This window comes from Reyranella sp. (assembly GCF_004297405.1).
GTDB lineage: Bacteria > Pseudomonadota > Alphaproteobacteria > Reyranellales > Reyranellaceae > Reyranella.
Genome location: NZ_SCVC01000007.1, coordinates 60,951 through 86,614, shown reverse-complemented (window position 1 = coordinate 86,614; position 25,664 = coordinate 60,951). Strand labels below are relative to the sequence as shown.

Below are 25,664 nucleotides of genomic sequence, written 5' to 3'. Positions count from 1 at the left end.
CCCTTTCGAGAGCCCGGAAGGCTCAGGCCATCGTGTCGAGCGCCTTCTGGAAACGACCGGCGTGGCTCTTCTCGGCCTTCGCCAGCGTTTCGAACCAGTCGGCGATTTCGGCGAAGCCTTCTTCGCGCGCCGTGCGCGCCATGCCCGGGTACATGTCGGTGTACTCGTGCGTCTCACCCGCAATCGCGGCCTTGAGGTTCGACGTGGTCTCGCCGATCGGCAGGCCGGTCGCCGGGTCGCCGCTCACCTCGAGGAACTCGAGATGACCGTGCGCGTGGCCGGTCTCGCCTTCAGCGGTCGAACGGAAAACGGCCGCGACATCGTTGTAGCCTTCGACGTCGGCCTTTTGAGCGAAGTACAGGTAGCGGCGGTTCGCCTGGCTCTCGCCCGCGAAGGCGGCCTTCAGATTGTCTTCGGTCTTGGATCCCTTGAGGTTCGCCATGGTCTTCCTCCTATGCGATCGGCCCATCCGCCAATCTCACCGAGGATTTAGGATTCCGGCGGCGATACCGTCAAGAAGATTAGAACTATTCTAAAACTTGCAAACGATTCGCAAGCCTTAGATTACAGACACGCGTCGTTCAGCGGCGGACGCGGACGATCACGTCGACGCGCGACAGGCGCGTGCCCTTGGGGGGTGTCGGCAGGCCGGCGATGGTCACCTTCTCCGAGGGGAAGTCGTGCAGTTCGCCATCCGGCTCGATGTAGAAGTGATGATGGTGGCCGGTGTTGGTATCGAAATAGGACCGGCCGGGCGCCACCACCACTTCGCGCAGCAAGCCGGCATCGCGAAACTGGTTCAGCGCGTTGTAGACGGTGGCCAGGGATACCGACATGCGGCTCGCCTTGACCTCGGCATGCAGGCTTTCGGCCGTGACATGGCGATGGCCGGCCTCAAAAAGCACGCGCGCCAACGCCACCCGCTGCCGCGTCGGGCGCAGGCCGGCCGCACGGAGGCGGGCGGGGAAGTCGAGGCTATTGCCAGACATCGTTGCAATCATATGTAAGCAGGAGAAAAGGACAAGAAAAGGGCTGTTGTTCACCCTGTTTGCCCCCTAAGACAAGGCGGAAGGGGCGTTTTGGGGTGGTTTGCGCCGGGCGTCCGGCATCCCTATTCTGCCGCCCGACGCCCGCGTGGGGTGGCCGCAGGACGGTGAAAGTGAGCGAGCAGAAGCATAGTTATACCTTCGAAGACCTGATCGAGTGCGCCAAGGGGCACCTTTTCGGCCCGGGCAACGCCCAGCTGCCGCTGCCGCCGATGCTGATGTTCGATCGTATCGTCAAGATCGATGACAAGGGCGGCCTGTACGGCAAGGGCGAGATCGTGGCGGAGCTCGACGTGAAGCCCGACCTCTGGTTCTTCGCCTGCCATTTCAAGGGCGACCCGGTGATGCCGGGGTGCCTCGGCCTCGACGCGCTGTGGCAGATGCTGGGCTTCTTCCTCGGCTGGATGAAGGCGCCGGGTCGTGGCCGGGCGCTGGGCGTCGGCGAAGTCAAGTTCACGGGCATGATCGTCCCCACGGTGCGCAAGCTGACCTATCACGTGCATCTCAAGCGCGTGATCCTGCGAAAGCTGGTCCTGGGCATTGGCGACGGTGTCGTTCATGCCGACGGCGAGCAGGTCTTCGAGGTGAGCGGCCTGAAAGTCGGCCTGTTCCAGGACGCGGCGCCGGCCGCAGCGGCGGGCTGATGAAGCGCGTCGTCGTCACCGGCCTCGGCGTCGTCTCCCCGATCGGCAACAATGCCGCCGAGGTGACGAAATCGTTGAAGGACGGCAAGTCGGGTATCGAGTTCGTCCCGCAGTACAAGGAACTGGGCTTCCGCAGCCAGATCGCCGGCACACTCAAACTCAATGTCGAGGAGCTGGTCGACCGGCGCCTCATGCGCTTCATGGGTAACGGCGGCGCCTACGCCTACCTCGCCATGAAGGAGGCGATCGCAGATGCAGGCCTCGGCGAGGCGGAAATTTCCAACGAACGGACCGGCCTGGTAGCGGGCTCGGGTGGCCCGACGACCGGCGCCATCGTGCAGTCCGCGATCATCGCCAAGGAGAAGGGCCCCAAGCGGGTCGGCCCCTTCCAGGTGCCGCGCGCCATGTCGAGCACGGTCTCGGCGAACCTCTCGACTGCCTACAAGATCAAGGGGCTGAGCTATTCGATCAGCTCCGCCTGCTCGACGTCAGCGCACTGCATCGGCAATGCCGTGGAGTGCATCCAGCTCGGCAAGGCCGACCGCATGTTCGCGGGTGGCGGCGAAGAGCTCGACTGGACCCTGTCTGTACTGTTCGACGCCATGGGCGCCATGTCGGCGAAGTACAACGACACGCCGCAGCGTGCGAGCCGCGCCTACGACAAGGACCGCGACGGCTTCGTCATCGCCGGTGGCGGCGGCATCCTCGTGCTGGAAGAACTGGAGGTCGCCAAGGCGCGCGGCGCCAAGATCTACGCCGAAGTGATCGGCTACGGCGCGACCTCGGACGGCGCCGATATGGTGGCCCCCTCGGGTGAAGGCGCACTGCGCTGCATGCGTTTGGCCCTCGAAGGCTTCGACGGCGGTGCCCGGCGCAACCTGCCGGTCGACTACATCAACACGCACGGCACCTCGACGCCGGTCGGCGACATCACCGAGCTCGATGCGATCCGCAAGGTGTTCGGCGACAAGCTTCCGACGGTCAGTTCGACCAAATCGCTGACCGGGCACAGCCAGGGCGCCACCGGCGCGCACGAGGCGATCTATTCGCTCCTGATGATGAAGGAAGACTTCATCGCCGCATCGGCCAACATCGAAAACCTCGACCCTGGTGCGGAGGGCTATCCGATCGCCCGCGAGCGCATCGACAACGCCGGCCTGCAAACCGTTTTGTCGAACAGCTTCGGCTTCGGCGGCACCAACGCCTGCCTGCTCTTCTCCCGCTACGATCACTGAGAAGGATCCGATGTCCACCGAAAGGACCCTCTCCGCCGCGCCCGATGCCTCGGGCAGCGGTGCGGCAGCGACTCCGGCATCAGGCGCCAAGCCCGCGACGCTGCCTGACGTTCCCAAGCTGATGGCCGGCAAGCGCGGCCTGATCATGGGCGTTGCCAACGACCGCTCGATCGCCTGGGGCATCGCGCAGTCGCTGCATGCCGCCGGCGCCGAACTCGCCTTCACCTATCAGGGCGCGGCTTTCGGTAAGCGCGTGCTGCCCATGGTGCAGAAGCTCGGCTCGACTGTCATCGTCGAGGCCGATGTCGAGGACGAGGCGAGCCTCGACCGACTGTTCGAGACGCTGGAGAAGGACTGGGGCCGGCTCGACTTCGTGGTCCATGCCATCGCCTTCTCCGACAAGGAGGAGCTGAAGGGTCGCTACGTCGACACGACCAAGTCCAACTTCCAGCGCAGCCTCACCATCTCCTGCTATTCCTTCACCGATATCGCGCGGCGCGCCCTGCCGCTGATGAATGAAGGCGGCAGCATGATCACGCTGACCTATGAGGGCGCCACGCGCGTGATGCCCTCCTACAACGTGATGGGCGTAGCCAAGGCCGCACTCGAAGCCAGCGTCCGCTATCTCGCGGCCGATCTCGGCCCGCAGGGCGTGCGGGTGAACGCCCTCTCTGCCGGCCCCATGCGCACGCTCGCGGGCGCAGTGATCGGCGGTGCCCGCTACGTTTATCGCGTCTCGCGCGAAGCCTCGCCGCTGCGCCGCAATGTCGAGCTCACCGATGTGGGCGGCGCGGCGCTCTACCTGCTCTCGGACCTGAGCGCGGGCGTCACCGGCACGGTGCACTTCGTCGATGCCGGCTACCATGTCATCGGCCTGCCGCACGATGGCAGCGTGACGCCCGGCAGCGAGTAACGGGCACCGAATAGCCTCTCGCACCGTGCTATGATCGGGCCATGCGCCCGATCCTCCCGAGATATCTCGCCGGCGCCCTGGCTTGTTGCTCTCTCCCGGGTGCCGCTGCGGCCGAGCTGCTGACGCCCATCAGCTTTCAGGCCGCGCTCGAGTCGGCCAAGACCTACGCCGCCGACCGCACGCTGGTCTTCTATTGCCTGCGCCACAACACCGAGATGGCGCCCTTCACCTATTTCATCGTCCATGCCGAGCTTCAGGACGCGCTCGTCAAACTGCGCGGCGCCGGCAGCAGTGCACAACAGAACGCCGAACTGGTCCAGGCCGTGCTGGCCAACGTGCGCTTTCCCACGCCAGGTACCGACGACCCGGCGTTGGAGACGGAGTGCAGGGCGCGCGACGTCGAGAAGAGCTACTACAGATTCGAAGGCAGCTTCAGCATGCCGCTCGTCATGCGCCGACCCTTCAAAGATTTCACGGCCTATTGATCGATCGACGCACAAACAAAAACGGCGGCCCATACGGGCCGCCGTTTCCGTTTTCGTTGAAAGGGCTTACTCGCCTGCCGCAGGAGCGGCCGGAGCCTCTTCGCGCGGCTTGTTCGTGATGTCCTCGCCCGTCTCCTGGTCGACGACCTTCATGCTGAGGCGGACCTTGCCGCGGTCGTCGACGCCCAGGACCTTGACCTTGACCTGGTCACCTTCCTTGACGACGTCGGTGACCTTGGCGACGCGGCGTGGCGCCAGCTCCGAGATATGGACGAGGCCGTCACGGGCGCCCAGGAAGTTCACGAAGGCGCCGAACTCGACGGTCTTCACGACCTTGCCGTTGTAGATCACGCCCACTTCCGGCTCGGCCACGATGCCCTTGATCCAGTCGATCGCGGCCTGGCCCTGCTTGGCGTCGACGGCGGCGACCTTGATCGTGCCATCGTCCTCGATGTCGATCTTGGTGCCGGTCGTCTCGGTGATCTCGCGGATCACCTTGCCGCCGGTGCCGATCACTTCGCGGATCTTGTCCTTCGGAATGGTGAACTGTGTGATGCGCGGCGCGTTCTGGCTGACCGAGTCACGGGCGCCGCCCAGACCCTTGGCCATTTCGCCGAGGATGTGGATGCGGCCGTCCTTCGCCTGGCCGAGTGCCACCTTCATGATCTCCTCGGTGATCGAGGTGATCTTGATGTCCATCTGCAGCGACGTGATACCCTTCTCGGTGCCAGCCACCTTGAAGTCCATGTCGCCGAGGTGATCCTCGTCGCCCAGGATGTCCGTCAGGACGGCGAAGCGCTCGCCTTCCTTGATCAGACCCATGGCGATGCCGGCCACCGGACGCTCCATCGGAACGCCGGCGTCCATCAGCGACAGTGAGCCGCCGCACACCGAGGCCATCGACGAAGAGCCGTTGCTCTCGGTGATCTCCGACACGATGCGGATCGTGTACGGGAACTTGTCCTTGCCGGGCAGCATCGGGCGGATCGCGCGCCAAGCGAGCTTGCCGTGGCCGATCTCGCGGCGGCCGGGCGACCCCATGCGGCGCACTTCACCGACCGAATAGGGCGGGAAGTTGTAGTGCAGCATGAAGTTTTCGCGGTACTCGCCTTCGAGCGCGTCGATGATCTGCTCGTCCTGGCCGGTGCCCAGCGTGGCCACGACCAGCGCCTGCGTCTCGCCGCGGGTGAACAGCGACGAACCGTGAGCGCGCGGAAGCACGCCGACTTCCGCCACGATCGGACGGACGGTCTTGGTGTCACGACCGTCGATGCGCTTGCCGGTGTCGAGGATGGCGGTACGCACCACGTCGGCCTCGAGGTTGCCGAACTGCTCGCCGAAGGCGGCGAGCGCCTCGTCGTTACCTTCGAACAGCTTCTTGGCCTCGGTCTTCACGGCGCTGATCTTGGCCTGACGAGCCTGCTTCTGGGTCTCGGCGAAGGCCTCGACCAACTTACCGCGCATGTCGGCCTTCAGCTTCTCGGCCACGGTCTTGGACGCTTCCGACGGATCGGTGAGCGGCAGCGGCTCCTTGGCGCAATGCTCGGCGAGCTGGATGATCGCATCAATCACCGGCTGGAACGAGCGATGGGCTTCCATGACGGCGCCCAGCATGACTTCCTCGGAAAGCTCCTTGGCTTCCGACTCGACCATCAGCACGCCTTCCTTGGTGCCCGCGACCACGAGGTCGAGCGAGCTCGCCTCGGTCTGCTCCAGGGTCGGGTTCACGACGAACTTGCCGTCGAGATAGCCGACGCGCGCCGCGCCGATCGGGCCCATGAAGGGCACGCCCGAGATGGTGAGCGCCGCCGACGTGGCGACCATCGCCAGAATGTCGGGATCGTTCTCCATGTCGTGCGCCAAGGTCGTGACGACGACCAGCGTCTCGTTGCGATAGCTCTCGTGGAACAGCGGACGGATCGGGCGATCGATCAGGCGCGAGGTCAGGATTTCCTTCTCGCTGGGACGGCCCTCACGCTTGAAGAAGCCGCCGGGGATCTTGCCCGCCGCGAAAGCCTTCTCCTGGTAGTTCACGGTCAGCGGGAAGAAGTCGAGGCCAGGCTTCGGCTTCTTCTCGAACACGACAGCGGCCAGCACCGTGGTGCCGCCGTAGGTCGCCATCACGGCTCCATCGGCCTGACGCGCGATCTTGCCGGTCTCGAGCACGAGCTTGCGCCCGGCCCAATCGATCTCTTTGCGAAAAACTTCGAACATCTCATTCATCCTTTCCATCACGGCCGTTCGCCCCCGTTTGGCAACGACCGCCCGCCGACGCCCTTGCGCCGACAGGACCGGGATAGACGTTTGCTCTCGCCCCTGCCTTCCCGGTTACTGCGATGTCGCGTCAGCCGGCCGAACTCACGGGGACCGGACGACACGACGCGAAAAGGCCCCGCCCCATCTTTGGAAGAGGGGAGCGGGGCCTGAGGTTCAACGGCGGAGACCCAGGCGCTCGATCAACGAGTCGTAGCGCTTGTTGTCCCTGTCCTTGAGGTAGTCGAGCAGACGCCGGCGCTGGCCGACGAGCTTCAGCAGACCACGGCGCGAATGGTGATCCTTCGCGTGGCCCTTGAAGTGCTCGGTGAGGTTGGAAATGCGCTCGCTAAGGATCGCGACCTGGACTTCCGGCGAACCGGTATCACCCTCTGCTTGGGCATAGGTCTTGATCAGCTCCGCCTTGCGCGCGGCTGTAATCGACATCGGTCATCTCCATAATCTTAAAGGTTGAACACGCGCACCGGCTGGAGAGCGACACCGTCCGAACGGACAAGTGCCACGAGCCTGTCGCCGAGCTCGGCGCGAACCAGTGCGCCGGACGGCGGTGCGTCCCGGGTCAAGAGTACAGGTTGGCCTTGGCGCAACCGGTCCGCTTGGGCTTCCGTCACGGCCAGCGCCGGGATGTCGTCCAGCGCGGTTGCAACGGGAGCCAGGGCCCCGAAGAGCGCGGGAATATGCCCGAGGGCCTCCAGTTTGGGAAGCGAAATGGCCGCCGCCTCCCGGAAGGGTCCGGCGGCGGTCCGACGCAGCATCGACAGGTGTCCGACGGTGCCCAGAGCCTGTGCCAAGTCGCGCCCGAGGGACCGGATGTAGGTGCCCTTGCCGCAACCGACCACGAAATCTGCATGGTCCCTGTCCGGCCGGGCGAGGAATTCCAGGCGCTCGATCAGGACGCGGCGTGGCTTGAGCTCGACCGTCTCACCCGCCCGGGCCAAATCATAGGCCCGACGGCCGTCGACTTTGAGGGCCGAGAAGACCGGCGGCATCTGCTCGATCTCGCCCAGGAAGGCCGGAAGCGCTGCGGCAATCGCCGCGTCTTCGGGCCGAACCTCGCTCGTGGCCGTGACTTCGCCTTCGCTGTCTTCGGTCGAACGGGCTTCTCCGAAGCGGAGCGTGAATCGGTATTCCTTTCGGCCATCCATCACGAACGGCACGGTCTTGGTCGCCTCGCCGAGCGCGATCGGCAGCACACCGCTGGCCAGCGGATCGAGGGTACCGCCATGGCCCGCCTTCTGCGCGCCGAACAGACGGCGCACACGACTGACCGCCGGTGTCGACCCCAGCCCCACCGGCTTGTCGAGCACCACCCATCCATCAACCTTGTCGCCTTTTCGCCTGCGCGCCATCCCATGACCTCGTTCGAGGAGCGCTCGTTTAAGCCGACTAATCGTTGCGCGCCAGCCGTCGCTTCAGGCAGGCTGCAAGCATGACATCAGGGCTACGGTCGGATCGCGTCCGGCAATCCACGCTTTTCGGACTGTTCTTTCTCTCAGGCGCTGCAGCCCTGATCTACCAGACAGCCTGGCATCGATTGCTGGGCCTGTTCGCCGGCGCCGACACGATCGCCGCCGCCTTGGTGGTCGGTGCCTTTCTGCTAGGCCTCGGCATCGGCAGCCTCGCGGCCGGTCTCTACGCCGACCGGCTGTCGCGGCATGGCGCGCTGCTCGCCTTCGCGCTCTGTGAGGTGGGCATCGCCGTCTTCGCCGTGCTGAGCCCATGGCTCTACTACGACGTCATCTATCGCGAACTCCTGCCGCTATCGGCCTCGCGCGGCGTGATCTTCGGCATCGTGTTCGCCGGCCTGCTGTGGCCGACCTTCCTGATGGGTTGCTCCCTGCCCTTTCTCTCCAAGGCCGTGGTCAGCCAGATCGCCGGGTCGGCCAAGCTGATCGGCTGGCTCTACGGACTCAACACGCTGGGGGCCGGCATCGGTGCCTTTCTAGGCGGCTGGTTCCTGATCGGCTCCCTGGGCTTCGACAAGGCCATTTATCTGGCCGCTGCGCTCAATCTCGTGGTCGCCGCCGGCGGCCTTCTGCTGGCGCGCGGCCTCGACATGCAGGGTGGCGCGCCTTCAAGGGCCACGACAAGCACCGCCGAAATCGGCCGCGACGGCATCGTCTGGCGCTGGTCGCTGCTGGTCTTCATCAGCGGCTTCCTGATCGTGGCCTTGCAGATCGTCTGGTATCGCCTGATCGGCGTGTTGCTGCAGTCGAACGGCTACAGCTTCTCGCTCGTGCTCGCCGTGTTCCTGCTGGGCGACGCCGCGGGCCTGCTGGTCGGCGCACGCACGATCGATCGCATTTCCGATCCACGGCGTTTCTTCTTCCTGATGCAGGGCGTGGCGACGGCGCTGGCCTTGGCGGGCGCCTGGTTCGTCTACCTCGCCATTGGCGTGGGCCTGCTGCCCTCGACTTTCGTCGATCACGACATCATGAGTGGCCGCGCCGATGACATTGCGCTGATCGTCCTGCTGGTCGCCGTCGTCGTGTTGCCGGCGTCCTTCATCATGGGCTTCTCCTTCCCGGTCGTGCAGAAGGCCGTGCAGCGTGACCTCGACCGGTTGGGCAGCCGCGTCGGCCTGGTGCAGCTCGCCAACATCGTGGGCAACAGCATGGGCAGCCTGGTGGCGGGGCTTCTGTTGCTCGACCTGGCGGGCACCGCCGGCACCTTGAAACTCCTGGTGGCAATCGGGCTCGCCTTCGCCGTTCTGCAACTCGCCGGGCCGCGGGCGACGCGCTGGGCCTATCTGCCGGCCGCCGTGCTGGTGGCCGGCCTGCTGTTCTTTCCGGGGGGCGATGCCTTCTGGCGGCGCTTGCACGGGCTCACGACCGAAACGGCCATCGTTGCAGAGGACAAGACCGGTCTCAGCTTGCTGAAGATGTCGGACCGTGAAAATGGCCGGCTTTACATCCAGGGCCATTCGCAAAGCCGCCTGGCCTTCGACACGGTGCACGCTTTCCTGGGTGCCATCGGCCCGCTGGTCCACGAAGCACCCAAGCGCGTGTTGGTGATCGGTTCGGGCACTGGCGGTACGCCCTATGCGGCCGGCTTGCATCCCGCGACCGAGAAGGTCCGCGTCATCGAAATCGTGGCGCCGGTCATCGAGACGCTGCGCAGCTATCTTACGCAAGGCGGCCGCTCGGGCGTCGACGAACTGCTGGCCGGCAAACGCTTCGAGGTCCTCGTAGCGGACGGGCGGCATGCGCTGGCTCTCGACCCGACCCTCTACGATGTGATCGAAGCCGACGCGATCCTGCCCAAGACGGCGCTCTCGGGACTTCTGAACTCGCAGGAATTCTTCCGTCAGGTGCGCTCCAAGCTGGCGCCGGGCGGCATCTACGTCCAATGGGCACCGACCGAACGCTCGATCGAAACCTTTCGCTCGGTCTTTCCCTACGTGACCATGGTGCATCCGGCCCTGATGGGCAGCGACCGGCCCATTCCCTACGCGCGTGAGAAGGTGCTGGCGCTGCTGACACAGCCGGAGATCGCCGCCCATCTCAAAGCGGCGCGGATCAATCGCGATGAGCTGCAGAAATGGTTCGCGGACAAGAAGGTCGAGCCGCTGAACAACGGCCAGGTGGTGGCTGCGGCCTCACCCAATACCGATTTCTTTCCGCGCGACGAGTATTACCTCAATCGTCCTTGATATCGCGCGCGACGTCGGGCCGGCGCAGCAGAGCGCCGATCTTGTCGGCTTCGTCGAAGGTCCGATCGATCTCGAAGCGGATTTCGGGGGCGTGGCGCAGGCCGGCGCGCTCGCCGACCCGGGCACGGAACCAGGGCGCTGCCCGGCGCATGGCCGCCAGCAGCCGCTTCTCGTCCTGGCCGCCGAGCGGCATGACGAAGGCGGTGGCGTTGCGCAGATCGGGGCTAATGTCGACCGCAGTCACCGTGATCGAGGCGCCGCGCAGATCGGGGTCGCGCATGTCGCCGCGCTCAAACAGCTCCGCCAGCAGATGGCGCAGTTCCTCGCCGACGCGAAGCTGACGCTGGCCGGGAGCACGATTGTCTTTGTCGGATGAGCTACGCCGGGACATGGCGTTCCTCCTTCTTTTCCTCCCCATTCAAACGGGGAGGTGCCCGCGAAGCGGGCGGAGGGGTCACCGGCCGCAATGCCTTTGCGACTTTTGACCCCTCCGTCGTCGCAAGACGACGACACCTCCCCCGATGACGGGGGAGGTTGGATGACTACAGCGTCGGCGTAACTTCCACGACGTCGAAGCATTCGATCACATCGCCGACCTTGATGTCGTCGTAGTTCTCGAACGCCATACCGCATTCGAAGCCATGCTGAACTTCGCGGACTTCCTCCTTGAAGCGGCGCAGCGTCTTCAGCGTGCCTTCGTGGATCACGACGTTGTCGCGCAGCAGGCGAACCTTGGCGCCGCGCTTGACCTGGCCTTCCGTGACCATACAGCCGGCAACGTTGCCGACCTTGGTGATGCGGAAGACTTCGCGGATCTGGGCGTTGCCGAGGAAGGTCTCCTTGTAGGTCGGGTCGAGCAGACCGACCATCAGAGCCTGAATGTCCTCGGTGACCTTGTAGATGATGCTGTAGTAGCGGATGTCGATCTTGTCGCGCTTGGCGATCTCACGGGCCTGCGGGTTCGCACGCACGTTGAAACCGATGAGCAACGCACCCGACGCCTTCGCCAGCGTGATGTCGGCTTCGCTGATGCCACCGACGCCGCTGTAGACCACGCGGGTCGCGACCTTGTCGGTCGACAGCCGCGCCAGCGCACCGGCCAGCGCCTCCGCCGAGCCCTGCACGTCGGCCTTGATCAGCACCGGCAGCTCCTTGGCCGTGCCCTCGCGGATACCCTTGATCATCTCCTCGAGGGTGCCGCGGCCGCCCGCGGCGCGGGCAAGCTGGGCTTGGCGGTCACGGCGAGCGCGGAAGTCGGCGATCTCTCTCGCCCGCGCCTCGCTGTCCATGACATGGAACTCGTCACCGGCCTGCGGCGTGCCGTCGAGACCCAGGATCTCGACCGGGAAGGCCGGACCTGCGTTCTCGATCGCGTTGCCACGGTCGTCGACGAGACGGCGGACGCGGCCCCACACCGAGCCGGCAACGAGAATGTCGCCGACCTTCAGCGTGCCACGCTGCACCAGAACGGTCGCCACCGAGCCACGGCCCGGATCGAGCTTGGCTTCGACCACGACACCGTCGGCAGGTCGGTCGGGGTTGGCCTTGAGTTCCAGCACTTCCGACTGCAGGAGGATCGCTTCCTCGAGCTTGTCGAGGTTAATCCTCTTGGTCGCCGAGACCTCGATCGACTGGACGTCGCCGCCCAGTTGCTCGACCTGGATCTCGTCCTGCAGCAGTTCGGTACGAACGCGGTTCGGATCCGCGCCCGGCTTGTCCATCTTGTTGATGGCGACAATGATCGGCACGCCCGCCGCCTTGGCGTGGGCGATCGCTTCCTTGGTCTGCGGCATGACGCCATCGTCGCCGGCCACCACCAGCACGACGATGTCCGTCACCTTGGCGCCGCGGGCGCGCATGGCCGTGAAGGCCTCGTGGCCCGGCGTATCGAGGAAGGTGATCTTCTGCTGCGACGGCAGAGTCACCTGGTAGGCGCCGATATGCTGCGTGATGCCGCCGGCTTCGTGCGCCGCCACGTCAGTGGCCCGCAGCGCGTCGAGCAGCGAGGTCTTGCCGTGATCGACATGGCCCATGATCGTGACGACCGGGGGCCGCGGCAGCATGTTCTCTTCGGCGTCGACCAGATCGGTCAGGCCGGTTTCGACGTCACCCTCGGCCACACGCTTGGAGCGGTGACCCATTTCGGTGACGACCAGCTCGGCGGTGTCGGCATCGATCGCCTGATTGATCGTCGCCATCACGCCCATGCGCATCAGCGTCTTGATGACGTCAGCGCCCCGCTCGGTCATGCGGGCCGCGAGTTCCTGGACGGTGATCGTCTCGGGAATCGTGACCTCACGATAGACCTTCTGCTGCGGCTCGCTGCCGAACTGCTGGCGGCGCTCGCGTTCCAGGCGGCGGCGCTGCTGCGCCACCGACCGGCTGCGGAAATCGTTCTCGCCCGCGACGGCGCGGCCAACGTCGACCTTGTCGTTGCGGCGCTTCGGCGCCTCTCGACGAGCGCCCGACGGCGGCGGCAGACGCTTGTTGACGATCGGCAGGCGCGGCGGCGGACGACGCAGCGCGTCACCGGTCGGCGCGGCACCGACGGGACGACGGATCGGCGCGGAGGGAGCCGCAGGAGTGGCAGCCGGAGCCGGCGGCCTGATCTCCTGAGCCTGGCGCGCGATCGGCGCCTGCGGCGGAGCGGTAGCGGCCTGGTCGAGACGCTTCTGGACCTGGGCATCGGCCTTGCGCTTGACCTCTTCCTCGGTCTTCTTGCGCGCCTCTTCCTCGGCGAGGCGCTTTTTGTGCTCCTCGTCGGCCTTCTTGCGCACCTCTTCTTCGGCGGCACGGCGCACCGCCTCCTCGGCGGCGCGCTGGCGAGCGATTTCCGCGTCGCGGTTGGCGTCGACCAGGGCGCGAGCGCGCGCTTCCTTCTCTTCCTCGGTCAGCGTGCGCAGCACGATGCCACGGCCACCATCACGACCGGTCGGACGTGATGGCATCGTGGAGCGGCTGGGCGGGCGCGACGGCGGAGCACTCGTCGGCGCGGGAGCCGGGGCGCCACCAATCTTGAGGGTGCGAGTGGGCGCGGGGGCAGGCGCAGGCGCAGGCGCAGCAACTGCCGCCGGCTTCGGTGCCTGCGGCGCCGGTGCGGGAGCTGCCGCAGCAGGGGCTGCCGCTGCGGGTGCCGGCGTGGGGGCAGCAGCAGCGGGTGCCGGCGTTGCCGCTGGCACTGGCGCTGCAGCGCCAACCGGGCGCTTCACCGGCTTCTTGACCTCGACCGTCACTGCGCGCGTGCGACCGTGCGAAAATTTCTGGCGCACCTGGGTCGCGTCCGCCTTCGCCGCAGCGCCGGTACGCGCCGTCGTCGAGAGGCTGAGCGGCTTGGTCGACTTGGTCTCTTCTTTCTGTTCCGTCATGTCGGCTGTTGTCCTTGGTCCGTCTCGGCCCGTCAACCGGCGCCGTTCAATCGGAACCCGCGCCACCGCGCCGCCCCGACCGCAATCCGTTGAATGAAGGCGCCACCCGCATCATCGCGAGCGACCGCCACGTAGACCGCTTGTTCGCGGCCAAAAATCCCACCAAGCGACGCGGCGTCGCCCAGCTTCTCGATCGGCAGGCCCGTCGCCTGCAGCTTGGCAAGTCCGTCGCCGTCGGCCTCGTTGGCCACAATGAGAAGGCCAGCCCGACGCTGACCAACCATCTGTTCGACCTTCACGAAGCCTGCGACCGCACGGCCGGCACGACGCGCACGGCCGAGATCGTCGAGCGCCCGCTCCAGCAGCAACCGCTCGACCCGATCGGGCAGATCAGCCGCTGCCTTCACCGATGCGCGTGCGGCCTTCGAGAACAAGTTCTTCGCGAGGACCCGTTCGAGCGCCGCCCGCTCCGCTCGCACCCACATACCACGCCCCGGCAGACGCCGCGCCAGATCGGGCACGGCATCTCCCTCAGGACCGACGACGAAGCGGATCATCCGCTCCGGCGCAGCCTCCTCGCCGGTCGCGATGCAGGTGCGGACCGAGAGATGGGGTTCAGACATCGTGAGGGCAAGTGCCAAGAGTGTCGGTCTCCTTCGTTCAGGCCTTTGCGACGTCGCCCGCTGATCCCTGGGCTGCTGCTTCGTCAGCCGGGAACCAGTGTTCGCGCGCCTTCATGATGATGGCGTTCGCCGTTTCGGAATCCATGGTGCTCTCGCCGACGATCTCGCGCAGTTCGTCGGACGCAAGGTCACCCAGGTCGTCGAGCGTCTTCACGCCGGCGTCGCCCAGCGCGACCAGCATCGCCAGGGTGAGACCCTCGGCCGACCGCACATCCTCGGAAACGCCCAGCTCCTCGAGGCGCTGCGCCAGCTCGGCGTCGCGCTTCTCGATGTATTCACGGCCACGCCGCTGCAGCTCCGTGGCGATCTCCTCGTCGAAGCCCTCGACTCCGGCCAGATCCTCGACCGCGGCGTCGGACACTTCCTCGACCGAGGCATAGCCCTCGGCCACCAGCAGATGGGCGATGACGTCATCGACGTCGAGCGTCGCCTTGAAGAGCTCGGTGCGCTCGCGCGTTTCCTTCTGGCGGCGCTCGCTCTCTTCGGCCTCGGTCATGATGTCGATTTCCCAGCCGGTGAGCTGCGAGGCGAGCTTCACGTTCTGGCCGCGGCGGCCGATCGCGAGGCTGAGCTGGTCGTCGGGAACCACGACCTCGGTCTTGTTCTTCTCTTCGTCCATCAGCACCTTGCTGACCTCGGCCGGCGCGAGCGCGTTGACGATGAAGTTGGCGGTGTCGCCCGACCACGGGATGATGTCGACCTTCTCGCCCTGCAGCTCCTGCACCACCGCCTGGACGCGGCTGCCGCGCATGCCGACGCAGGCGCCGATCGGATCGATCGAGCTGTCGTGGCTGAGCACGGCAATCTTGGCGCGGCTGCCGGGATCGCGGGCGACGGCCTTGATCTCGATGATGCCGTCGTAGATTTCCGGCACTTCCTGGGTGAACAGCTTGGCCATGAACTGCGGATGGCTGCGCGACAGAAAGATCTGCGGGCCGCGCGGCTCTTCGCGCACGTCGAAGATATAGGCGCGCACGCGGTCGTTCACGCGCAGGCTCTCGCGCGGGATCGTCTCGTCGCGGCGGATCACGCCTTCGGCGCGCTGCAGGTCGACGGTGATGTTGCCGTAGTCCACGCGCTTGACCACGCCCGACACGATCTCGCCGACGCGATCCTTGAATTCCTCGTACTGACGCTTGCGCTCGCTTTCACGCATGCGCTGGGTGATGACCTGCTTGGCGGTCTGCGCGGCGACGCGGCCGAAGTCGATCGGCGGCAGCTCGTCGGTCAGGAAGTCGCCGACCTGCGCCTCGGGATTGCGGCGCTGGGCCTCCACGAGCGGCACCTGCACGCTCTCGTTTTCGATCGGGTCGGCGACCTGCATGTAGCGCAGCAGCTTGATCTCACCGGTCTTGCGATCGATCTCGGCGCGGATGTCGTGCTCGAGCCCGTACTTGGCGCGGCCGGCCTTCTGGATGGCCTGCTCCATCGCCTCGAGCACTTCCTCGCGCTCGATGCCTTTTTCACGAGCGACCATGTCGGCCACCTGCAGCATTTCAAGGCGCGGGATATCGGCAGTCGTCGCCATGTCTATGTCCCTCTTCTACCCAGTCCGTTCAGTGAGTCTGCCCGGCCCCTTCGTGGGCCAGGCGGTGTTCTTCGATCAGCCGGTCGGTCAGTTCGAGCTTGGCCTTCGATATCGCGTCGAATGGCACTGCGGCTTCCTTGCCATCATCGAGGCGCAGCCGGACCACGCTATCCTCCAGTCCGAGCAGCGTGCCCTTGAAGCGACGGCGGCCCTCGACCGCCAGTGTCGTCTCGATCCGGGCGAGATGGCCGGCCCAGCGGACGTAGTCCTTGGGGCGCGTGAGCGGCCGGTCGATGCCGGGTGAGCTCACCTCGAGCGTATAGGCCTCAGAAATCGGATCCTCGACATCGAGCACCGCCGAAAGAGCGCGCGAAAGCGTGGCACAGTCCTCGACATCCATCGGCCGGCCGTCGGCGGGCTCGATCATGATCTGCAGGGTGCCGCCGCGGCTCATGGCGACACGAACCACCTCGAAGCCCATGCCGACAACGGTCGGGGCGACGATGTCTTCGATGCGACGCAGCAGATCGGTCACGCGGTTGGGCTTCTCGACGATTTGGGTCGCTGGAGTTGTGCCAAATGAAAAGAGCGGGTTTTTGGCCCACTCTTTTTGTTTGGTTCGTCCCGCGAACCCGATGAGGATGGCGCGGATATAGTCTTCCCCCCGCCAACTGGCAAGAAAATCCGGCACTTCCTATGGGGGAATTGGATGTTCCCGCTATATGTAGTGGGCCTGCCCTCAGCACCGTCGAAGTCGCAGGAACACCGGTTTGTGACCGGCCAACATTTTTTTCTCGTAGCGTGTGCCGGGCCAATCCTCCGGTCGACCGCGCCAGTCCGCCGGCCCCTCGGCCAGCCACTCGAACGACGGGTGCAGACAGGCGTGCTCGACCATCCAGGGCAGATAGCTCGGATCGTCAGTGGCCAGGCGCAGCTCCGCCCCCGGCCGCAGCAAACGGGCCAGCACGTCGAGGTTGTCGCGCTGCACGAAGCGGCGCTTGTGATGGCGCGTCTTGGGCCACGGATCGGGAAAAAGCACGAAGGCGCGCGACAGCGATGCCGGCGGCAGCGCTGCCATGACAAAACGCGCATCGTCGGTGAACAGCCTCACGTTGGTGACGCCCGTGCGTTCGATATGAGCCAGGCATTTGGCGACGCCGTTGATAAAGGGCTCGCAGCCGATCAGCCCAACCGTCGGATGATGCTCGGCCTGCCAAACCAGATGTTCGCCAGCCCCGAACCCAACTTCGAGCCACACGCCGTCGGCCGGCAGCGTGCCGCCAAAGAGGCGCGCAAGGTCGATCTTCGCCGCGCTCTCGGTGACATCGGCCTCGGGCGTGACGATCGGTTCGGCGGGCAAGTCGAGGGCGAGGCGCGGCAGCAGCGTATCGAGCAACGACTGTTGCCCGGCACGCAGCTTCTTGCCCCGACGACGACCATGCAGCGTGCGTCGGCGGGCTTCTTCCATGATATCTTCCGCAGCGTCCCTTACATGATCACGTCGATCAGATACGGGCCCTTCTGCGACATGGCGTAGGTGAGCTGCTTGGTGAGCTCCTCGAGGTTCGTCGCCTGGCCACTCGGCACGCCCATGCTCTTCGACATCATCGCGAAGTCGAGCGTCGGCCGGTCGAGAGTCAGCATGTCGATGGCACGAGGGCCGGGATTAGCGGCACCGACATCGGCAAGCTGGCTATAGAGGATGTTGTAGGAGCGGTTCGAGAAGATCATCACGCAGACGTCGAGATTCTCGCGCGCCATCGTCCACAGCGACTGGATTGTATACATCGAGCTGCCGTCGCCGATCATGCAGATGACCTTGCGATCCGGGCAGGCGACGGCGGCGCCGACAGCCACGGGCGCCCCGAAGCCGATCGAGCCACCCATGTTGTTCAGCCAGTCGTGCGGCGGCGCACCGGCGCTGAACGGGAAGAAGCCGCGGCCCGTCGTAACTGATTCGTCGACGACGATGGCGCCCTCCGGCATCGTGGCGCCAAGTGCCTGGCCGAGACCATCGAGCGTGAACTTGCCGGTCGGACGCTCCGGACGGCTGGGCTGGGCAATGCCGGCGGGCTTTTCATTCAGCGCGCCGAGCTCCGCCGCCAGCGCTTCGAGCGCGACGATGGGGTCGCCTTCGACCGGGCAGAGCGTGCTGATCTCGCAATCGTCGGGCGACAGAACCGAGGGCTTGCCGGGATAGGCGAAGAAGGCGAACGGCGCCTTGGCGCCGCACAGCACCATCTGCTTCGTGCCCTTGAGCTGGGCCAGTGCGTTCTCGACGACGAAGTGCAGACGCAGGACCGGAATACGACCGGCGCCGCGCTCGATGCGGGCCGTGCCACCTGCACCCTGCACTTTGCAGCCCGTCTTCGCCGCGATCTTGCCGGCAAGCTCGAGGCCGCGGGCACGTAGCGCCCGGCCACCGATGAACAGCATCGCATTGGGCTGCTTCAGCGCCTTGGCGGCCGCCACGACCGTCTCGCTGGACGGTGCCGGCGGCGCCGGGGTCGCGGGCGTCTCGGCGACACCGTCGGCCTCGGTCCAGGCCGTGTCGGCCGGCAGGATCAGGGTCGCGATCTGACCCGGCGCAACGCGCGCCGCCTGGATCGCCGCGGCGCCATCCGCCGCCACGGTCTTGGAGGTCGGCGAAGTCTTCACCCAATGGGAGAAGGGCCGCGCGATGCCTTCAATGTCGGCGGTGAGCGGCGTGTCGTACTTGATGTGATAGAGCGCATGCTCACCCACGATGTTGACGATGCCGGAGCCCGCCTTCTTGGCGTTGTGCAGGTTGGCCGCCGCATTGGCGAGGCCGGGACCGAGATGCAGCAGGGTCGATGCCGGCTTGTCGGTCATGCGGTAGTAGCCATCGGCCGCCCCGCTGCAGACGCCTTCGAACAGGCCCAGCACGCAGCGCATGCCTTCGACGCGATCGAGCGCGCCGACAAAGTGCATTTCCGAGGTACCGGGATTGGCGAAGCAGACCTCGACGCCGCCCTTCACCAAGGTCCGAACCAGACTCTCTGCTCCGTTCATCATGTCCCCCGAAACGCTCAATCGACTGAAAATCACAAAAGTGGGCGGCACCCTAGGCCAGAGCCGGGCCGAACCCAAGTGCTTGCAATTGCTTGCGAAATTTATGCCTCAGATGTTCTTTCTTTATTCTCAACGATTTATTCAGTAAACTTGAATGATTATCTGAGCATTCATTTGAACTCGTAAGAACAAAAGATTTTTTTGCCCATGAGCCAATCGGTCCCCTCCGAGAGCTCGGCCATCGACGCACCGTTCATCGTCGGCGCCGACCTCGTCGAATTCGATCGCCGCGACCTGCCGATCTACCAGACGCCTGACTCGCGCTGGGCGGAAGCTTGCATCGACGATGCCGCCTATGGCGCGCCGCTCGACCGGCTGTTCGGCGAGCCCGATCCCGTCTTCATCGATGGCGTGGTGGGCTCGACTGCCGGCGATCCCCTGCCGCCGATCGGCGCGGACGTACTGGTCACGCTGAGCGATCTTTCCGACGCGCTGTTGCTGCCTGCCACCGACGAAGCGACGGGTGCGGCTCACGACATCGCGGCGATCTACGATTTCGGCGCCGACAGCCATGCCGTCGTTCATCTGCACGACGGCTTGAGCTGGGAGCAAAGCGCAGCGGAGTGGTCGTACGACCACCACGGCTGAAGTCTAAGCGGCATCACCCAGTTCGAGCTGGACGAGATTCATCCAGTAGGCCGCCCCGGTCGTCAGAATCTTGTCGTTGAAGTCGTAGAGCGGCGAATGCACGTTCTGGCAGCCGCCTTCGCCTGTGCCACCGTTGCCGATCATGATGTAGGCGCCGGGCTTCTTCTCCAGCATGAAGGCGAAGTCTTCGGCGCCGGCAATCGGTGACGTGTTCGGCTCGACATTCTCGCGACCGACGGTCAAGGCCGCCGCCTCGACCGCGATCGAGGTCTGCTCGGCCGCGTTGACCAGGGCCGGATAGCGGCGGAAATACTTGGTGATAGCCTCGCAGCCTCCGGCCTGAGCTATGCCCCCAGCGACTTCCGCAAGGCGACGCTCCAGCAACTCGCGAACGGCTGGTGAGAAGCTGCGCGCGGTGCCTTTGACCAGAACCTCCGACGGAATGACGTTGGGCGACCCGGCCGTTCCCGCCGCGATATGGCCGACGCTCAGCACGGCCGCCTGGCTTGGCGGCACGTTGCGACCGATGATGCCCTGGATCGCCACCATGAACTGTGCCGCGACATAAGTTGGATCGGTGCCGCGATCGGGCATCGCGCCATGCCCGCCGGTGCCCTTGAACGTGACTTCCCAGCTGTCGGACGAGGCCAGCATCGCACCGGGACGGATGGCGAAGTGGCCGACCGGAAAGCCCGGCATGTTGTGCATGCCGTAGACGACATCGCAGGGGAACTTGTCGAACAGGCCTTCCTCGATCATCACCCGCGCGCCCCCTAGGCCTTCTTCAGCGGGCTGGAAGATGAAGTGCACCGTGCCCGCAAAGTCCGGCGCGGCCGCGAGCTGCTTGGCGGCGCCCAGCAGCATGGTCGTGTGGCCGTCATGGCCGCAGGCATGCATCTTGTTGGGAATCGAAGAAGCGTAGTCGAACTCGTTCTTTTCCTGCAGATGCAGCGCGTCCATGTCGGCGCGCAGCCCGATCGTCTTTTGGCCCGGCCGGTTGCCCTTCAGCGTGCCGACGACTCCCGTCGTCGCCAGCCCGCGATGCACCTTGAGGCCCCAGGAGGTGAGCTTGTCGGCGACGATCTGCGAAGTCCGCTCCTCCTCGAACGCCGTCTCGGGATGGCGATGGATGTCGCGTCGGATGGCAGTGAGGTCGGCCTGGTCGGCGGCCAGGAGATCGGCGGTGAAGCGGGTCATGTGTTGGATCCTTTCGCGTGATGAGACTAGCCGGAGTCGGGGCCCCGTGAACACCCATTGCCCGGCGACGCGCCGGATGGGCGCAGGGGTGGCGCCGTCCTGCCCGCCGCGCTAAACCCCGGCCGCCATGATTCTGTTTCCCGCTATCGATCTCAAAGACGGCAAGTGTGTGCGCCTGCTGCGCGGCGACATGGCACGAGCCACGGTGTTCAATGACAGCCCGGCTGCACAGGCCAAGGTCTTCGCCAATGCCGGCTGCGAATGGTTGCATCTGGTCGACCTGAACGGTGCCGTCGAGGGCCATCCGGTGAACCGCGCCGCGGTCCAGGAGATCCTGAAAGAAGTGACGGTGCCGACCCAGCTCGGCGGCGGCATCCGCACCATCGAGAGCATCGCGCAGTGGATCGAGGCCGGCGTGCATCGGGTGATCCTGGGCACAGTCGCCGTGAAGGAGCCTGGGCTCGTCAAGGCGGCGTGCAAGCAGTGGCCCGGCAAGATCGCGGTGGGCATCGATGCCCGCGACGGCGTCGTGGCTGTCGATGGCTGGACCCGGCAGAGCACCGTGCGCGCCCTCGACCTCGCCTTGCGCTTCGAAGACGCCGGCGTCGCCACCATCATCTACACCGATATCGACCGTGACGGCGCCATGGGAGGCGTCAATGTCGACGCCACGGTGACTCTCGCCCAGCATCTCACCACGCCGGTGATCGCCTCGGGCGGCGTCAGCTCGCTCGACGATCTGCGCGAACTCAGGCCCAACGAGGAATTCGGCATCGTCGGCGCCATCGTCGGCCGCGCGCTCTATGACGGCCGCGTGACGGTGCCCGACGCCATCCGCGTGCTGAAGGGCGAGTAGCGGCATGCTGAAGGTCCGCATCATCCCCTGCCTCGACGTCAAGGACGGCCGCGTCGTGAAGGGTGTGCAGTTCGTCGGCTTACGCGATGCCGGCGATCCGGTCGAACAGGCCCGCGTCTACGATGCCGCTGGCGCCGATGAACTCACCTTCCTCGACATCACGGCCAGCCACGAGAACCGCGACACCATCCTCGATGTCGTCGGCCGCACCGCAGAACAGTGCTTCATGCCCCTGACGGTGGGCGGTGGCGTGCGCCAGGTCGAGGATATCCGCCGCCTGTTACTAGCTGGCGCCGACAAGGTCTCGATCAACTCCGCCGCCGTGACGCGGCCGGAGTTCGTGCGCGAAGCGGCCAAGAAATACGGCGATCAGTGCATCGTCGTGGCGATCGATGCGCGCAGCGTCGGCCCGGGCAAATGGGAAGTCTTCACGCACGGCGGCCGCAAGGGCACCGGCCTCGACGCCGTCGACTGGGCGCGGCGCATGGCCGAGCACGGCGCCGGCGAAATCCTGCTCACGTCGATGGATCGCGATGGCACCAAGTCCGGCTTCGATCTCGAGCTGACGCGCGCCGTCTCCGATGCCGTGCCCGTACCGGTCGTGGCGTCGGGAGGTGTCGGCACGCTCGATCATCTGGTCGATGGCGTGACTCGCGGTGGCGCTTCGGCGGTGCTTGCGGCTTCGATCTTTCACTTCGGCGAGTTCACCATCGCTCAAGCGAAGGAACATCTCGCGCAAGCGGGCGTTCCGGTACGACAAATCTCGCGCGCGGCCTGATTTTGGCGTAAAGTTGTCGTCTTAGTGATTCAAGAACGCTCGTCGACGAGGCGTTTGCAAAAAATCGATCGCCCATATTCCAACGGGCGGCGGAGTTCTCCCCCGGATGGCCAAGAAGAAAAAAGCGAAGAAGGCACCCAAGTCCAAGCGCAATGACGGTGTCGCGAGCGTCGACGAGCATGTGCTCGACCGCCTCTATGTCGTGATCGACAGCCGCAAGGGCGCCGACCCCGAGACGTCCTACACCGCCCGCCTGTTCAGCCGCGGCCGTCAGCAGATCGCCAAGAAGCTCGGCGAGGAAGCGGTCGAAGCGTTGATCGAGGGCATCCGCGGCGACAAGCCCAAGCTGATCGGCGAAAGCGCCGACATGCTCTATCACCTGCTGACCCTTTGGGCAGCGACCGGCGTGAAGCCGGCCGCCGTATGGACCGAGCTGGCGCGCCGCGAGGGCCTGTCGGGCATCGCCGAGAAGGCAAGCCGCAAGAAGTAATCGGCAGCCGTCAGTGCGGCGGCATCGGAATGAAAATCGGCGGGACGCCCGACATGCGCGACCTGGCCTTGATGTCCTCGTCGTTGGCGCCATGCGGTTTCAGGTAAACATAGAAAGGTGTGCGACGTTCGACCACGTCGTTGCCCGGCTGCGCCCTTTCGCTGACCAGAAGGTCCGACTGGATGCGGACGTGCATGTAGCCTGGAATCAGTTCGGCCCAGTTGGCGACCTCCGGCGTGAAGACGACGTCGTAGGAGTAGCCGTCGACCAGCTTCACGACGCCCCAGGTCACGCCCTCGGCCGGCCGTGAGGGCACCTGCAGCCAGTTCATGCCCGACTGAACATAGACACCGACGGCGTTCAGCATGACGTAGAGAGGGCCGGCCGGACTGGTGTTCTGCAGGAAGAGGGTCATGCGGAACGACTTGCCGTCCGGCTCGTAGGCGATGCGCTTCAACTCGACATAGAGCGACCGCATCGCGGTGTTCTCGAGCAGCAGTCGCGCCTGACGGGCTTCCTTCAGGGCGCGTGCCTGGTACCAGCCGACCCCGGCATCGACCGCGAAGGCCGCCAGCATCACCGCGGCGACGCCCACCACCATGGGCGAACGCCAGAAGCCCAGCCGGCGACCGAGCTTCACGGCGACGTTTGCCGTGGGTGCCGCCGTCTTGCGCGGCGCGGCAGCGCGTAACTCGTCGAGCAATTCGCGCGGCTGCTCCCTGCTCGAAGGCTGATCAGCCGGACGTGCGGTCTCCAGCCGGCGCTTCAGCAGCCGAGCCTCGGACTGGGCAGCGGCAAGCTGGCGGCGCAGGTCGGCGATCAACGCATCCTTGTTGGCCTCTGCGGGCTTCGCAGGAGTCGTCGGCCGCTTGCTCATTCGACGATCTCGCCGCGGGCGATGTGAATGATCTGCTCCGCCTGCTCGGCCAGAGCGAGATTGTGCGTGACCAGGATCAGGGTCGTCCCGCGTTCGCGGTTGACTGCGAGCAGCTCGTCCATGATCTCGATCTCGGTCTGCTCGTCGAGATCGGAGGTCGGCTCGTCGGCCAGGATCATTGCAGGATCGTTGATCAGGGCGCGTGCGATCACGGCGCGGCGCTGCTCGCCGGCCGAGACTTCCGACGGATAGGCGTCGAGGTGATCGCCGAGCCCCATCTGCGCCAGGAGGGCCGAGGCGCGTGCATAGGTGTCGCCGGCGTCGCCGTTCCTGCCCGGGCCCCGGCTCAGCATCGCCGGTAGGGCGACATTGTCGATCAGGCGCAAAGTCGGCAGGAGGCTCGCGAACTGGAAGACGTAGCCGATCCGGCGATTGCGGAAGGCCGCGAGTTCGTTCTCCGTCAGGTCCCAGATGTCTGTGCCGTTGACCACGACGCTACCCGCGGATGGCCGGCTGAGGCCGCCGATCATCGCCATCAGCGACGACTTGCCCGACCCCGAACGGCCGATGATCGCGGCAAAGCGGCCGGCTGCTACTTGGAGGTCGATGCCGGCCACGGCCGCGACCGCGCCGCGCTCGGTAACGTAATCCTTTCGCAGACCGAGGCAGGACAGCATGTCTCAGCCCTCGCCGCGCACGAGATCGTAGGGATCGCTCCGGCTGGCACGCCACGCTGGATAGAGCGCCCCCAGCGCACCGATGATAGTCGCGAGGACGATGGCGCCGACAGCCACGGCGACCATGCGTGGCGTATCGAGCCAGAGAAAGGGAACACCGACGTTTTCGAGATAGTAGACCAGCGAGCGTTCGTAGAAGCGCATCACCAGAGTGCCCAGCACGACGCCCAGCGCACCGCCGATGCCGGTGGCGATCACGGCTTCGATGACCATCATGCCGACGATCTGGGAGCGCCGCGCACCGATCGCCTTGAGAAGCCCCAACTCGCCACGCCGCTCGGTCACGATAGCGGAGAACAGCACGCAGATCATGAGCGCCGTGCTGGCGAACATCAGAACCATCAGGGCGAGGATGCCGTCGAGCAGCGCCGCCAAGCCCTGTCGGATGCCGCTCATGGTCGAGTCGCCCGTGACGACCTTGACGCCCTTCAAGGTCGAGAGGATCGCAAAACGCGCCTGCAAGGGCGCCGCACCCGGCGCGAGTTCGACGAGGAAGCCGCTCACCTTGCCTGGCTGCAGGACAGCCGGCGGCGAGCCGCCGCCATGACCGCCCATGGACATTGCCAGCGCATCGAGGGTGCCGAAGGCCATGAAGACGCCGCGCTCGTGGGTGCCAACGCCCGTCTTCCCGAGCCGGCCATAGACGGTGTGCGGCTTGCCGAAAATCAGGAGCTGCGAGCCCAGCGGCGCCTCGCGGCCGGCGCCCAGGATCACGTCACCTGGCTGCAGGTCTCGATTCAACTTCTCGACCAGCCAGGGTTGGATGGTGAAGTCGAGAGCGGGATCGAAGCCGATCAGGTCGGCCGATTCATGATGACTGCCGATGCCGGAATGCTCGACCCGCGCGATCTTCTGCGGCGCGGCGCGGCTCACGCTCGTCAACTGCGCCTTGGCGAAGAGATCGGCGTCGAGAACCAAGTCGGTGGGCTCGACCGTCAGGAGCGCGGCGGTGATGTTGGTCAGCGCCCCTTCCGGCACCACCATCATGTCGGCGCCCATGCGGGTGAAGCCCACCGCCATGCTGCGGTCGATGCTGCGCATCAGGGTCGCGCCGGTGAAGACGACACCGCTCGCCACCGCGACCGCGGCGATCAGCAGGAAGCTGCGGGCCTTGCGCCGACCGAGATTCTGCAAGGCCAGGCTGGCAAGCAGCCAGCGCAGGCCCCGACGTTCAGCAGTCATTGCCACGAGGTACGATCATGCTGGGCACGACCAGGCCGTGC

25 protein-coding genes are annotated in these 25,664 nt (G+C 65.8%); 9 read left to right on the top strand and 16 right to left on the bottom strand.

Annotation, left to right across the window (positions count from 1 at the left end; genetic code table 11):
• Positions 1 to 22: 22 nt before the first annotated feature.
• Positions 23 to 442, bottom strand: coding sequence for a rubrerythrin family protein (locus tag EPO50_RS07350; RefSeq protein ID WP_296342491.1), 420 nt, complete (start codon positions 440 to 442; stop codon positions 23 to 25).
• A gap of 139 nt (positions 443 to 581) precedes the next feature.
• A complete protein-coding gene (gene irrA / locus EPO50_RS07345) occupies positions 582 to 989 on the bottom strand; it encodes an iron response transcriptional regulator IrrA (protein ID WP_296342489.1) in 408 nt (135 codons plus the stop codon).
• 170 nt (positions 990 to 1,159) lie between these two features.
• On the opposite strand from irrA, the gene fabA reads away from it, so the two are divergent.
• From fabA to EPO50_RS07325, 4 genes are all read left to right on the top strand, one after another.
• A complete protein-coding gene (gene fabA / locus EPO50_RS07340; protein ID WP_296342487.1) occupies positions 1,160 to 1,690 on the top strand; it encodes a 3-hydroxyacyl-[acyl-carrier-protein] dehydratase FabA in 531 nt (176 codons plus the stop codon).
• Entirely contained in the window at positions 1,690 to 2,925 is a 1,236-nt protein-coding gene (fabB, locus tag EPO50_RS07335; protein ID WP_296342485.1) for a beta-ketoacyl-ACP synthase I, read from the top strand. The genes fabA and fabB overlap by 1 nt, the downstream gene beginning before the upstream one ends.
• 121 nt (positions 2,926 to 3,046) lie before the next feature.
• Complete coding sequence (locus EPO50_RS07330) at positions 3,047 to 3,838, top strand: SDR family oxidoreductase (protein ID WP_296342581.1); 792 nt, start codon at positions 3,047 to 3,049, stop codon at positions 3,836 to 3,838.
• A 41-nt stretch (positions 3,839 to 3,879) separates the two neighbouring features.
• Positions 3,880 to 4,323, top strand: a complete 444-nt coding sequence (locus EPO50_RS07325) for a hypothetical protein (RefSeq protein WP_296342483.1) — start codon at positions 3,880 to 3,882, stop codon at positions 4,321 to 4,323.
• 66 nt (positions 4,324 to 4,389) lie between these two features.
• Here the strand turns inward: EPO50_RS07325 and pnp are convergent, their stop codons facing one another.
• The 3 genes from pnp to truB form a co-directional block, all read right to left on the bottom strand.
• On the bottom strand, positions 4,390 to 6,537 hold the full coding sequence (gene pnp, locus EPO50_RS07320) for a polyribonucleotide nucleotidyltransferase (RefSeq protein ID WP_296342482.1): 2,148 nt from the start codon (positions 6,535 to 6,537) through the stop codon (positions 4,390 to 4,392).
• Between the two features lie 216 nt (positions 6,538 to 6,753).
• Positions 6,754 to 7,023, bottom strand: coding sequence for a 30S ribosomal protein S15 (gene rpsO / locus EPO50_RS07315; protein ID WP_296342480.1), 270 nt, complete (start codon positions 7,021 to 7,023; stop codon positions 6,754 to 6,756).
• Positions 7,024 to 7,040: 17 nt separating this feature from the next.
• Positions 7,041 to 7,946 (bottom strand): tRNA pseudouridine(55) synthase TruB, encoded by a 906-nt coding sequence (truB, locus tag EPO50_RS07310; protein WP_296342478.1) that lies wholly within the window; start codon positions 7,944 to 7,946, stop codon positions 7,041 to 7,043.
• Between the two features lie 80 nt (positions 7,947 to 8,026).
• On the opposite strand from truB, the gene EPO50_RS07305 reads away from it, so the two are divergent.
• Positions 8,027 to 10,249, top strand: coding sequence for a hypothetical protein (locus tag EPO50_RS07305; protein ID WP_296342477.1), 2,223 nt, complete (start codon positions 8,027 to 8,029; stop codon positions 10,247 to 10,249).
• Here the strand turns inward: EPO50_RS07305 and rbfA are convergent.
• The 7 genes from rbfA to EPO50_RS07270 all read right to left on the bottom strand — a co-directional run bounded on the left by rbfA (position 10,236) and on the right by EPO50_RS07270 (position 18,858).
• Complete coding sequence (gene rbfA / locus EPO50_RS07300) at positions 10,236 to 10,640, bottom strand: 30S ribosome-binding factor RbfA (protein ID WP_296342475.1); 405 nt, start codon at positions 10,638 to 10,640, stop codon at positions 10,236 to 10,238. The genes EPO50_RS07305 and rbfA overlap by 14 nt on opposite strands.
• A gap of 151 nt (positions 10,641 to 10,791) precedes the next feature.
• Entirely contained in the window at positions 10,792 to 13,614 is a 2,823-nt protein-coding gene (gene infB, locus EPO50_RS07295; protein WP_296342473.1) for a translation initiation factor IF-2, read from the bottom strand.
• 32 nt (positions 13,615 to 13,646) lie between these two features.
• On the bottom strand, positions 13,647 to 14,237 hold the full coding sequence (locus EPO50_RS07290; RefSeq protein ID WP_296342471.1) for an RNA-binding protein: 591 nt from the start codon (positions 14,235 to 14,237) through the stop codon (positions 13,647 to 13,649).
• A 37-nt stretch (positions 14,238 to 14,274) separates the two neighbouring features.
• Positions 14,275 to 15,825 (bottom strand): transcription termination factor NusA, encoded by a 1,551-nt coding sequence (nusA, locus tag EPO50_RS07285; protein WP_296342469.1) that lies wholly within the window; start codon positions 15,823 to 15,825, stop codon positions 14,275 to 14,277.
• A gap of 28 nt (positions 15,826 to 15,853) precedes the next feature.
• Positions 15,854 to 16,516 carry a ribosome maturation factor RimP gene (rimP, locus tag EPO50_RS07280; protein ID WP_296342467.1) on the bottom strand — a complete coding sequence of 221 codons (663 nt, stop codon included), beginning with the start codon at positions 16,514 to 16,516 and terminating at the stop codon, positions 15,854 to 15,856.
• A gap of 48 nt (positions 16,517 to 16,564) precedes the next feature.
• Positions 16,565 to 17,293: a tRNA (guanosine(46)-N7)-methyltransferase TrmB gene (gene trmB, locus EPO50_RS07275; RefSeq protein ID WP_296342465.1), complete on the bottom strand. Its 729-nt coding sequence runs from the start codon at positions 17,291 to 17,293 to the stop codon at positions 16,565 to 16,567.
• A 20-nt stretch (positions 17,294 to 17,313) separates the two neighbouring features.
• Positions 17,314 to 18,858, bottom strand: a complete 1,545-nt coding sequence (locus EPO50_RS07270; protein ID WP_296342579.1) for an acetolactate synthase large subunit — start codon at positions 18,856 to 18,858, stop codon at positions 17,314 to 17,316.
• A gap of 207 nt (positions 18,859 to 19,065) precedes the next feature.
• On the opposite strand from EPO50_RS07270, the gene EPO50_RS07265 reads away from it, so the two are divergent.
• Positions 19,066 to 19,506, top strand: coding sequence for a hypothetical protein (locus tag EPO50_RS07265; RefSeq protein ID WP_296342463.1), 441 nt, complete (start codon positions 19,066 to 19,068; stop codon positions 19,504 to 19,506).
• A 3-nt stretch (positions 19,507 to 19,509) separates the two neighbouring features.
• Here the strand turns inward: EPO50_RS07265 and EPO50_RS07260 are convergent, their stop codons facing one another.
• Positions 19,510 to 20,703: a M20 aminoacylase family protein gene (locus tag EPO50_RS07260; RefSeq protein ID WP_296342462.1), complete on the bottom strand. Its 1,194-nt coding sequence runs from the start codon at positions 20,701 to 20,703 to the stop codon at positions 19,510 to 19,512.
• A gap of 127 nt (positions 20,704 to 20,830) precedes the next feature.
• On the opposite strand from EPO50_RS07260, the gene hisA reads away from it, so the two are divergent.
• The 3 genes from hisA (at position 20,831) to EPO50_RS07245 (ending at position 22,827) form a co-directional block, all read left to right on the top strand.
• Positions 20,831 to 21,559, top strand: coding sequence for a 1-(5-phosphoribosyl)-5-[(5-phosphoribosylamino)methylideneamino]imidazole-4-carboxamide isomerase (hisA, locus tag EPO50_RS07255; protein WP_296342460.1), 729 nt, complete (start codon positions 20,831 to 20,833; stop codon positions 21,557 to 21,559).
• A 4-nt stretch (positions 21,560 to 21,563) separates the two neighbouring features.
• The gene (gene hisF / locus EPO50_RS07250) at positions 21,564 to 22,337 is read left to right on the top strand and encodes an imidazole glycerol phosphate synthase subunit HisF (RefSeq protein WP_296342456.1); all 774 of its coding nucleotides are present in this window, start codon (positions 21,564 to 21,566) and stop codon (positions 22,335 to 22,337) included.
• Positions 22,338 to 22,443: 106 nt separating this feature from the next.
• A complete protein-coding gene (locus tag EPO50_RS07245; protein WP_296342454.1) occupies positions 22,444 to 22,827 on the top strand; it encodes a phosphoribosyl-ATP diphosphatase in 384 nt (127 codons plus the stop codon).
• 10 nt (positions 22,828 to 22,837) lie between these two features.
• Here EPO50_RS07245 and EPO50_RS07240 read toward each other — a convergent pair whose 3' ends face one another.
• Genes EPO50_RS07240 through EPO50_RS07230 form a run of 3 tightly spaced genes read right to left on the bottom strand, consistent with a single transcriptional unit; the run spans position 22,838 to position 25,623 of the window.
• Positions 22,838 to 23,704 carry a hypothetical protein gene (locus EPO50_RS07240; protein WP_296342452.1) on the bottom strand — a complete coding sequence of 289 codons (867 nt, stop codon included), beginning with the start codon at positions 23,702 to 23,704 and terminating at the stop codon, positions 22,838 to 22,840.
• Entirely contained in the window at positions 23,701 to 24,381 is a 681-nt protein-coding gene (locus tag EPO50_RS07235; protein WP_296342451.1) for an ABC transporter ATP-binding protein, read from the bottom strand. The genes EPO50_RS07240 and EPO50_RS07235 overlap by 4 nt, the downstream gene beginning before the upstream one ends.
• 3 nt (positions 24,382 to 24,384) lie before the next feature.
• Positions 24,385 to 25,623 (bottom strand): ABC transporter permease, encoded by a 1,239-nt coding sequence (locus EPO50_RS07230; protein WP_296342449.1) that lies wholly within the window; start codon positions 25,621 to 25,623, stop codon positions 24,385 to 24,387.
• Between the last annotated feature and the right edge of the window lie 41 nt (positions 25,624 to 25,664).

Excerpts from the sequence above, each read along its gene's own strand:
- irrA (WP_296342489.1), bottom strand. The coding sequence starts at position 989 with ATGTCTGGCAATAGCCTCGACTTCCCCGCCCGCCTCCGTGCGGCCGGC.
- EPO50_RS07290 (WP_296342471.1), bottom strand. The coding sequence starts at position 14,237 with ATGTCTGAACCCCATCTCTCGGTCCGCACCTGCATCGCGACCGGCGAG.
- EPO50_RS07305 (WP_296342477.1), top strand. The coding sequence starts at position 8,027 with ATGACATCAGGGCTACGGTCGGATCGCGTCCGGCAATCCACGCTTTTC.
- EPO50_RS07265 (WP_296342463.1), top strand. The coding sequence starts at position 19,066 with ATGAGCCAATCGGTCCCCTCCGAGAGCTCGGCCATCGACGCACCGTTC.
- EPO50_RS07235 (WP_296342451.1), bottom strand. The coding sequence starts at position 24,381 with ATGCTGTCCTGCCTCGGTCTGCGAAAGGATTACGTTACCGAGCGCGGC.
- EPO50_RS07240 (WP_296342452.1), bottom strand. The coding sequence starts at position 23,704 with ATGAGCAAGCGGCCGACGACTCCTGCGAAGCCCGCAGAGGCCAACAAG.
- infB (WP_296342473.1), bottom strand. The coding sequence starts at position 13,614 with ATGACGGAACAGAAAGAAGAGACCAAGTCGACCAAGCCGCTCAGCCTC.
- EPO50_RS07330 (WP_296342581.1), top strand. The coding sequence starts at position 3,047 with ATGGCCGGCAAGCGCGGCCTGATCATGGGCGTTGCCAACGACCGCTCG.
- fabB (WP_296342485.1), top strand. The coding sequence starts at position 1,690 with ATGAAGCGCGTCGTCGTCACCGGCCTCGGCGTCGTCTCCCCGATCGGC.
- rbfA (WP_296342475.1), bottom strand. The coding sequence starts at position 10,640 with ATGTCCCGGCGTAGCTCATCCGACAAAGACAATCGTGCTCCCGGCCAG.
- nusA (WP_296342469.1), bottom strand. The coding sequence starts at position 15,825 with ATGGCGACGACTGCCGATATCCCGCGCCTTGAAATGCTGCAGGTGGCC.
- EPO50_RS07270 (WP_296342579.1), bottom strand. The coding sequence starts at position 18,858 with ATGAACGGAGCAGAGAGTCTGGTTCGGACCTTGGTGAAGGGCGGCGTC.
- EPO50_RS07230 (WP_296342449.1), bottom strand. The coding sequence starts at position 25,623 with ATGACTGCTGAACGTCGGGGCCTGCGCTGGCTGCTTGCCAGCCTGGCC.
- rpsO (WP_296342480.1), bottom strand. The coding sequence starts at position 7,023 with ATGTCGATTACAGCCGCGCGCAAGGCGGAGCTGATCAAGACCTATGCC.
- EPO50_RS07260 (WP_296342462.1), bottom strand. The coding sequence starts at position 20,703 with ATGACCCGCTTCACCGCCGATCTCCTGGCCGCCGACCAGGCCGACCTC.
- EPO50_RS07325 (WP_296342483.1), top strand. The coding sequence starts at position 3,880 with ATGCGCCCGATCCTCCCGAGATATCTCGCCGGCGCCCTGGCTTGTTGC.
- trmB (WP_296342465.1), bottom strand. The coding sequence starts at position 17,293 with ATGGAAGAAGCCCGCCGACGCACGCTGCATGGTCGTCGTCGGGGCAAG.
- hisA (WP_296342460.1), top strand. The coding sequence starts at position 20,831 with ATGATTCTGTTTCCCGCTATCGATCTCAAAGACGGCAAGTGTGTGCGC.
- EPO50_RS07245 (WP_296342454.1), top strand. The coding sequence starts at position 22,444 with ATGGCCAAGAAGAAAAAAGCGAAGAAGGCACCCAAGTCCAAGCGCAAT.
- hisF (WP_296342456.1), top strand. The coding sequence starts at position 21,564 with ATGCTGAAGGTCCGCATCATCCCCTGCCTCGACGTCAAGGACGGCCGC.
- pnp (WP_296342482.1), bottom strand. The coding sequence starts at position 6,537 with ATGTTCGAAGTTTTTCGCAAAGAGATCGATTGGGCCGGGCGCAAGCTC.
- EPO50_RS07350 (WP_296342491.1), bottom strand. The coding sequence starts at position 442 with ATGGCGAACCTCAAGGGATCCAAGACCGAAGACAATCTGAAGGCCGCC.
- truB (WP_296342478.1), bottom strand. The coding sequence starts at position 7,946 with ATGGCGCGCAGGCGAAAAGGCGACAAGGTTGATGGATGGGTGGTGCTC.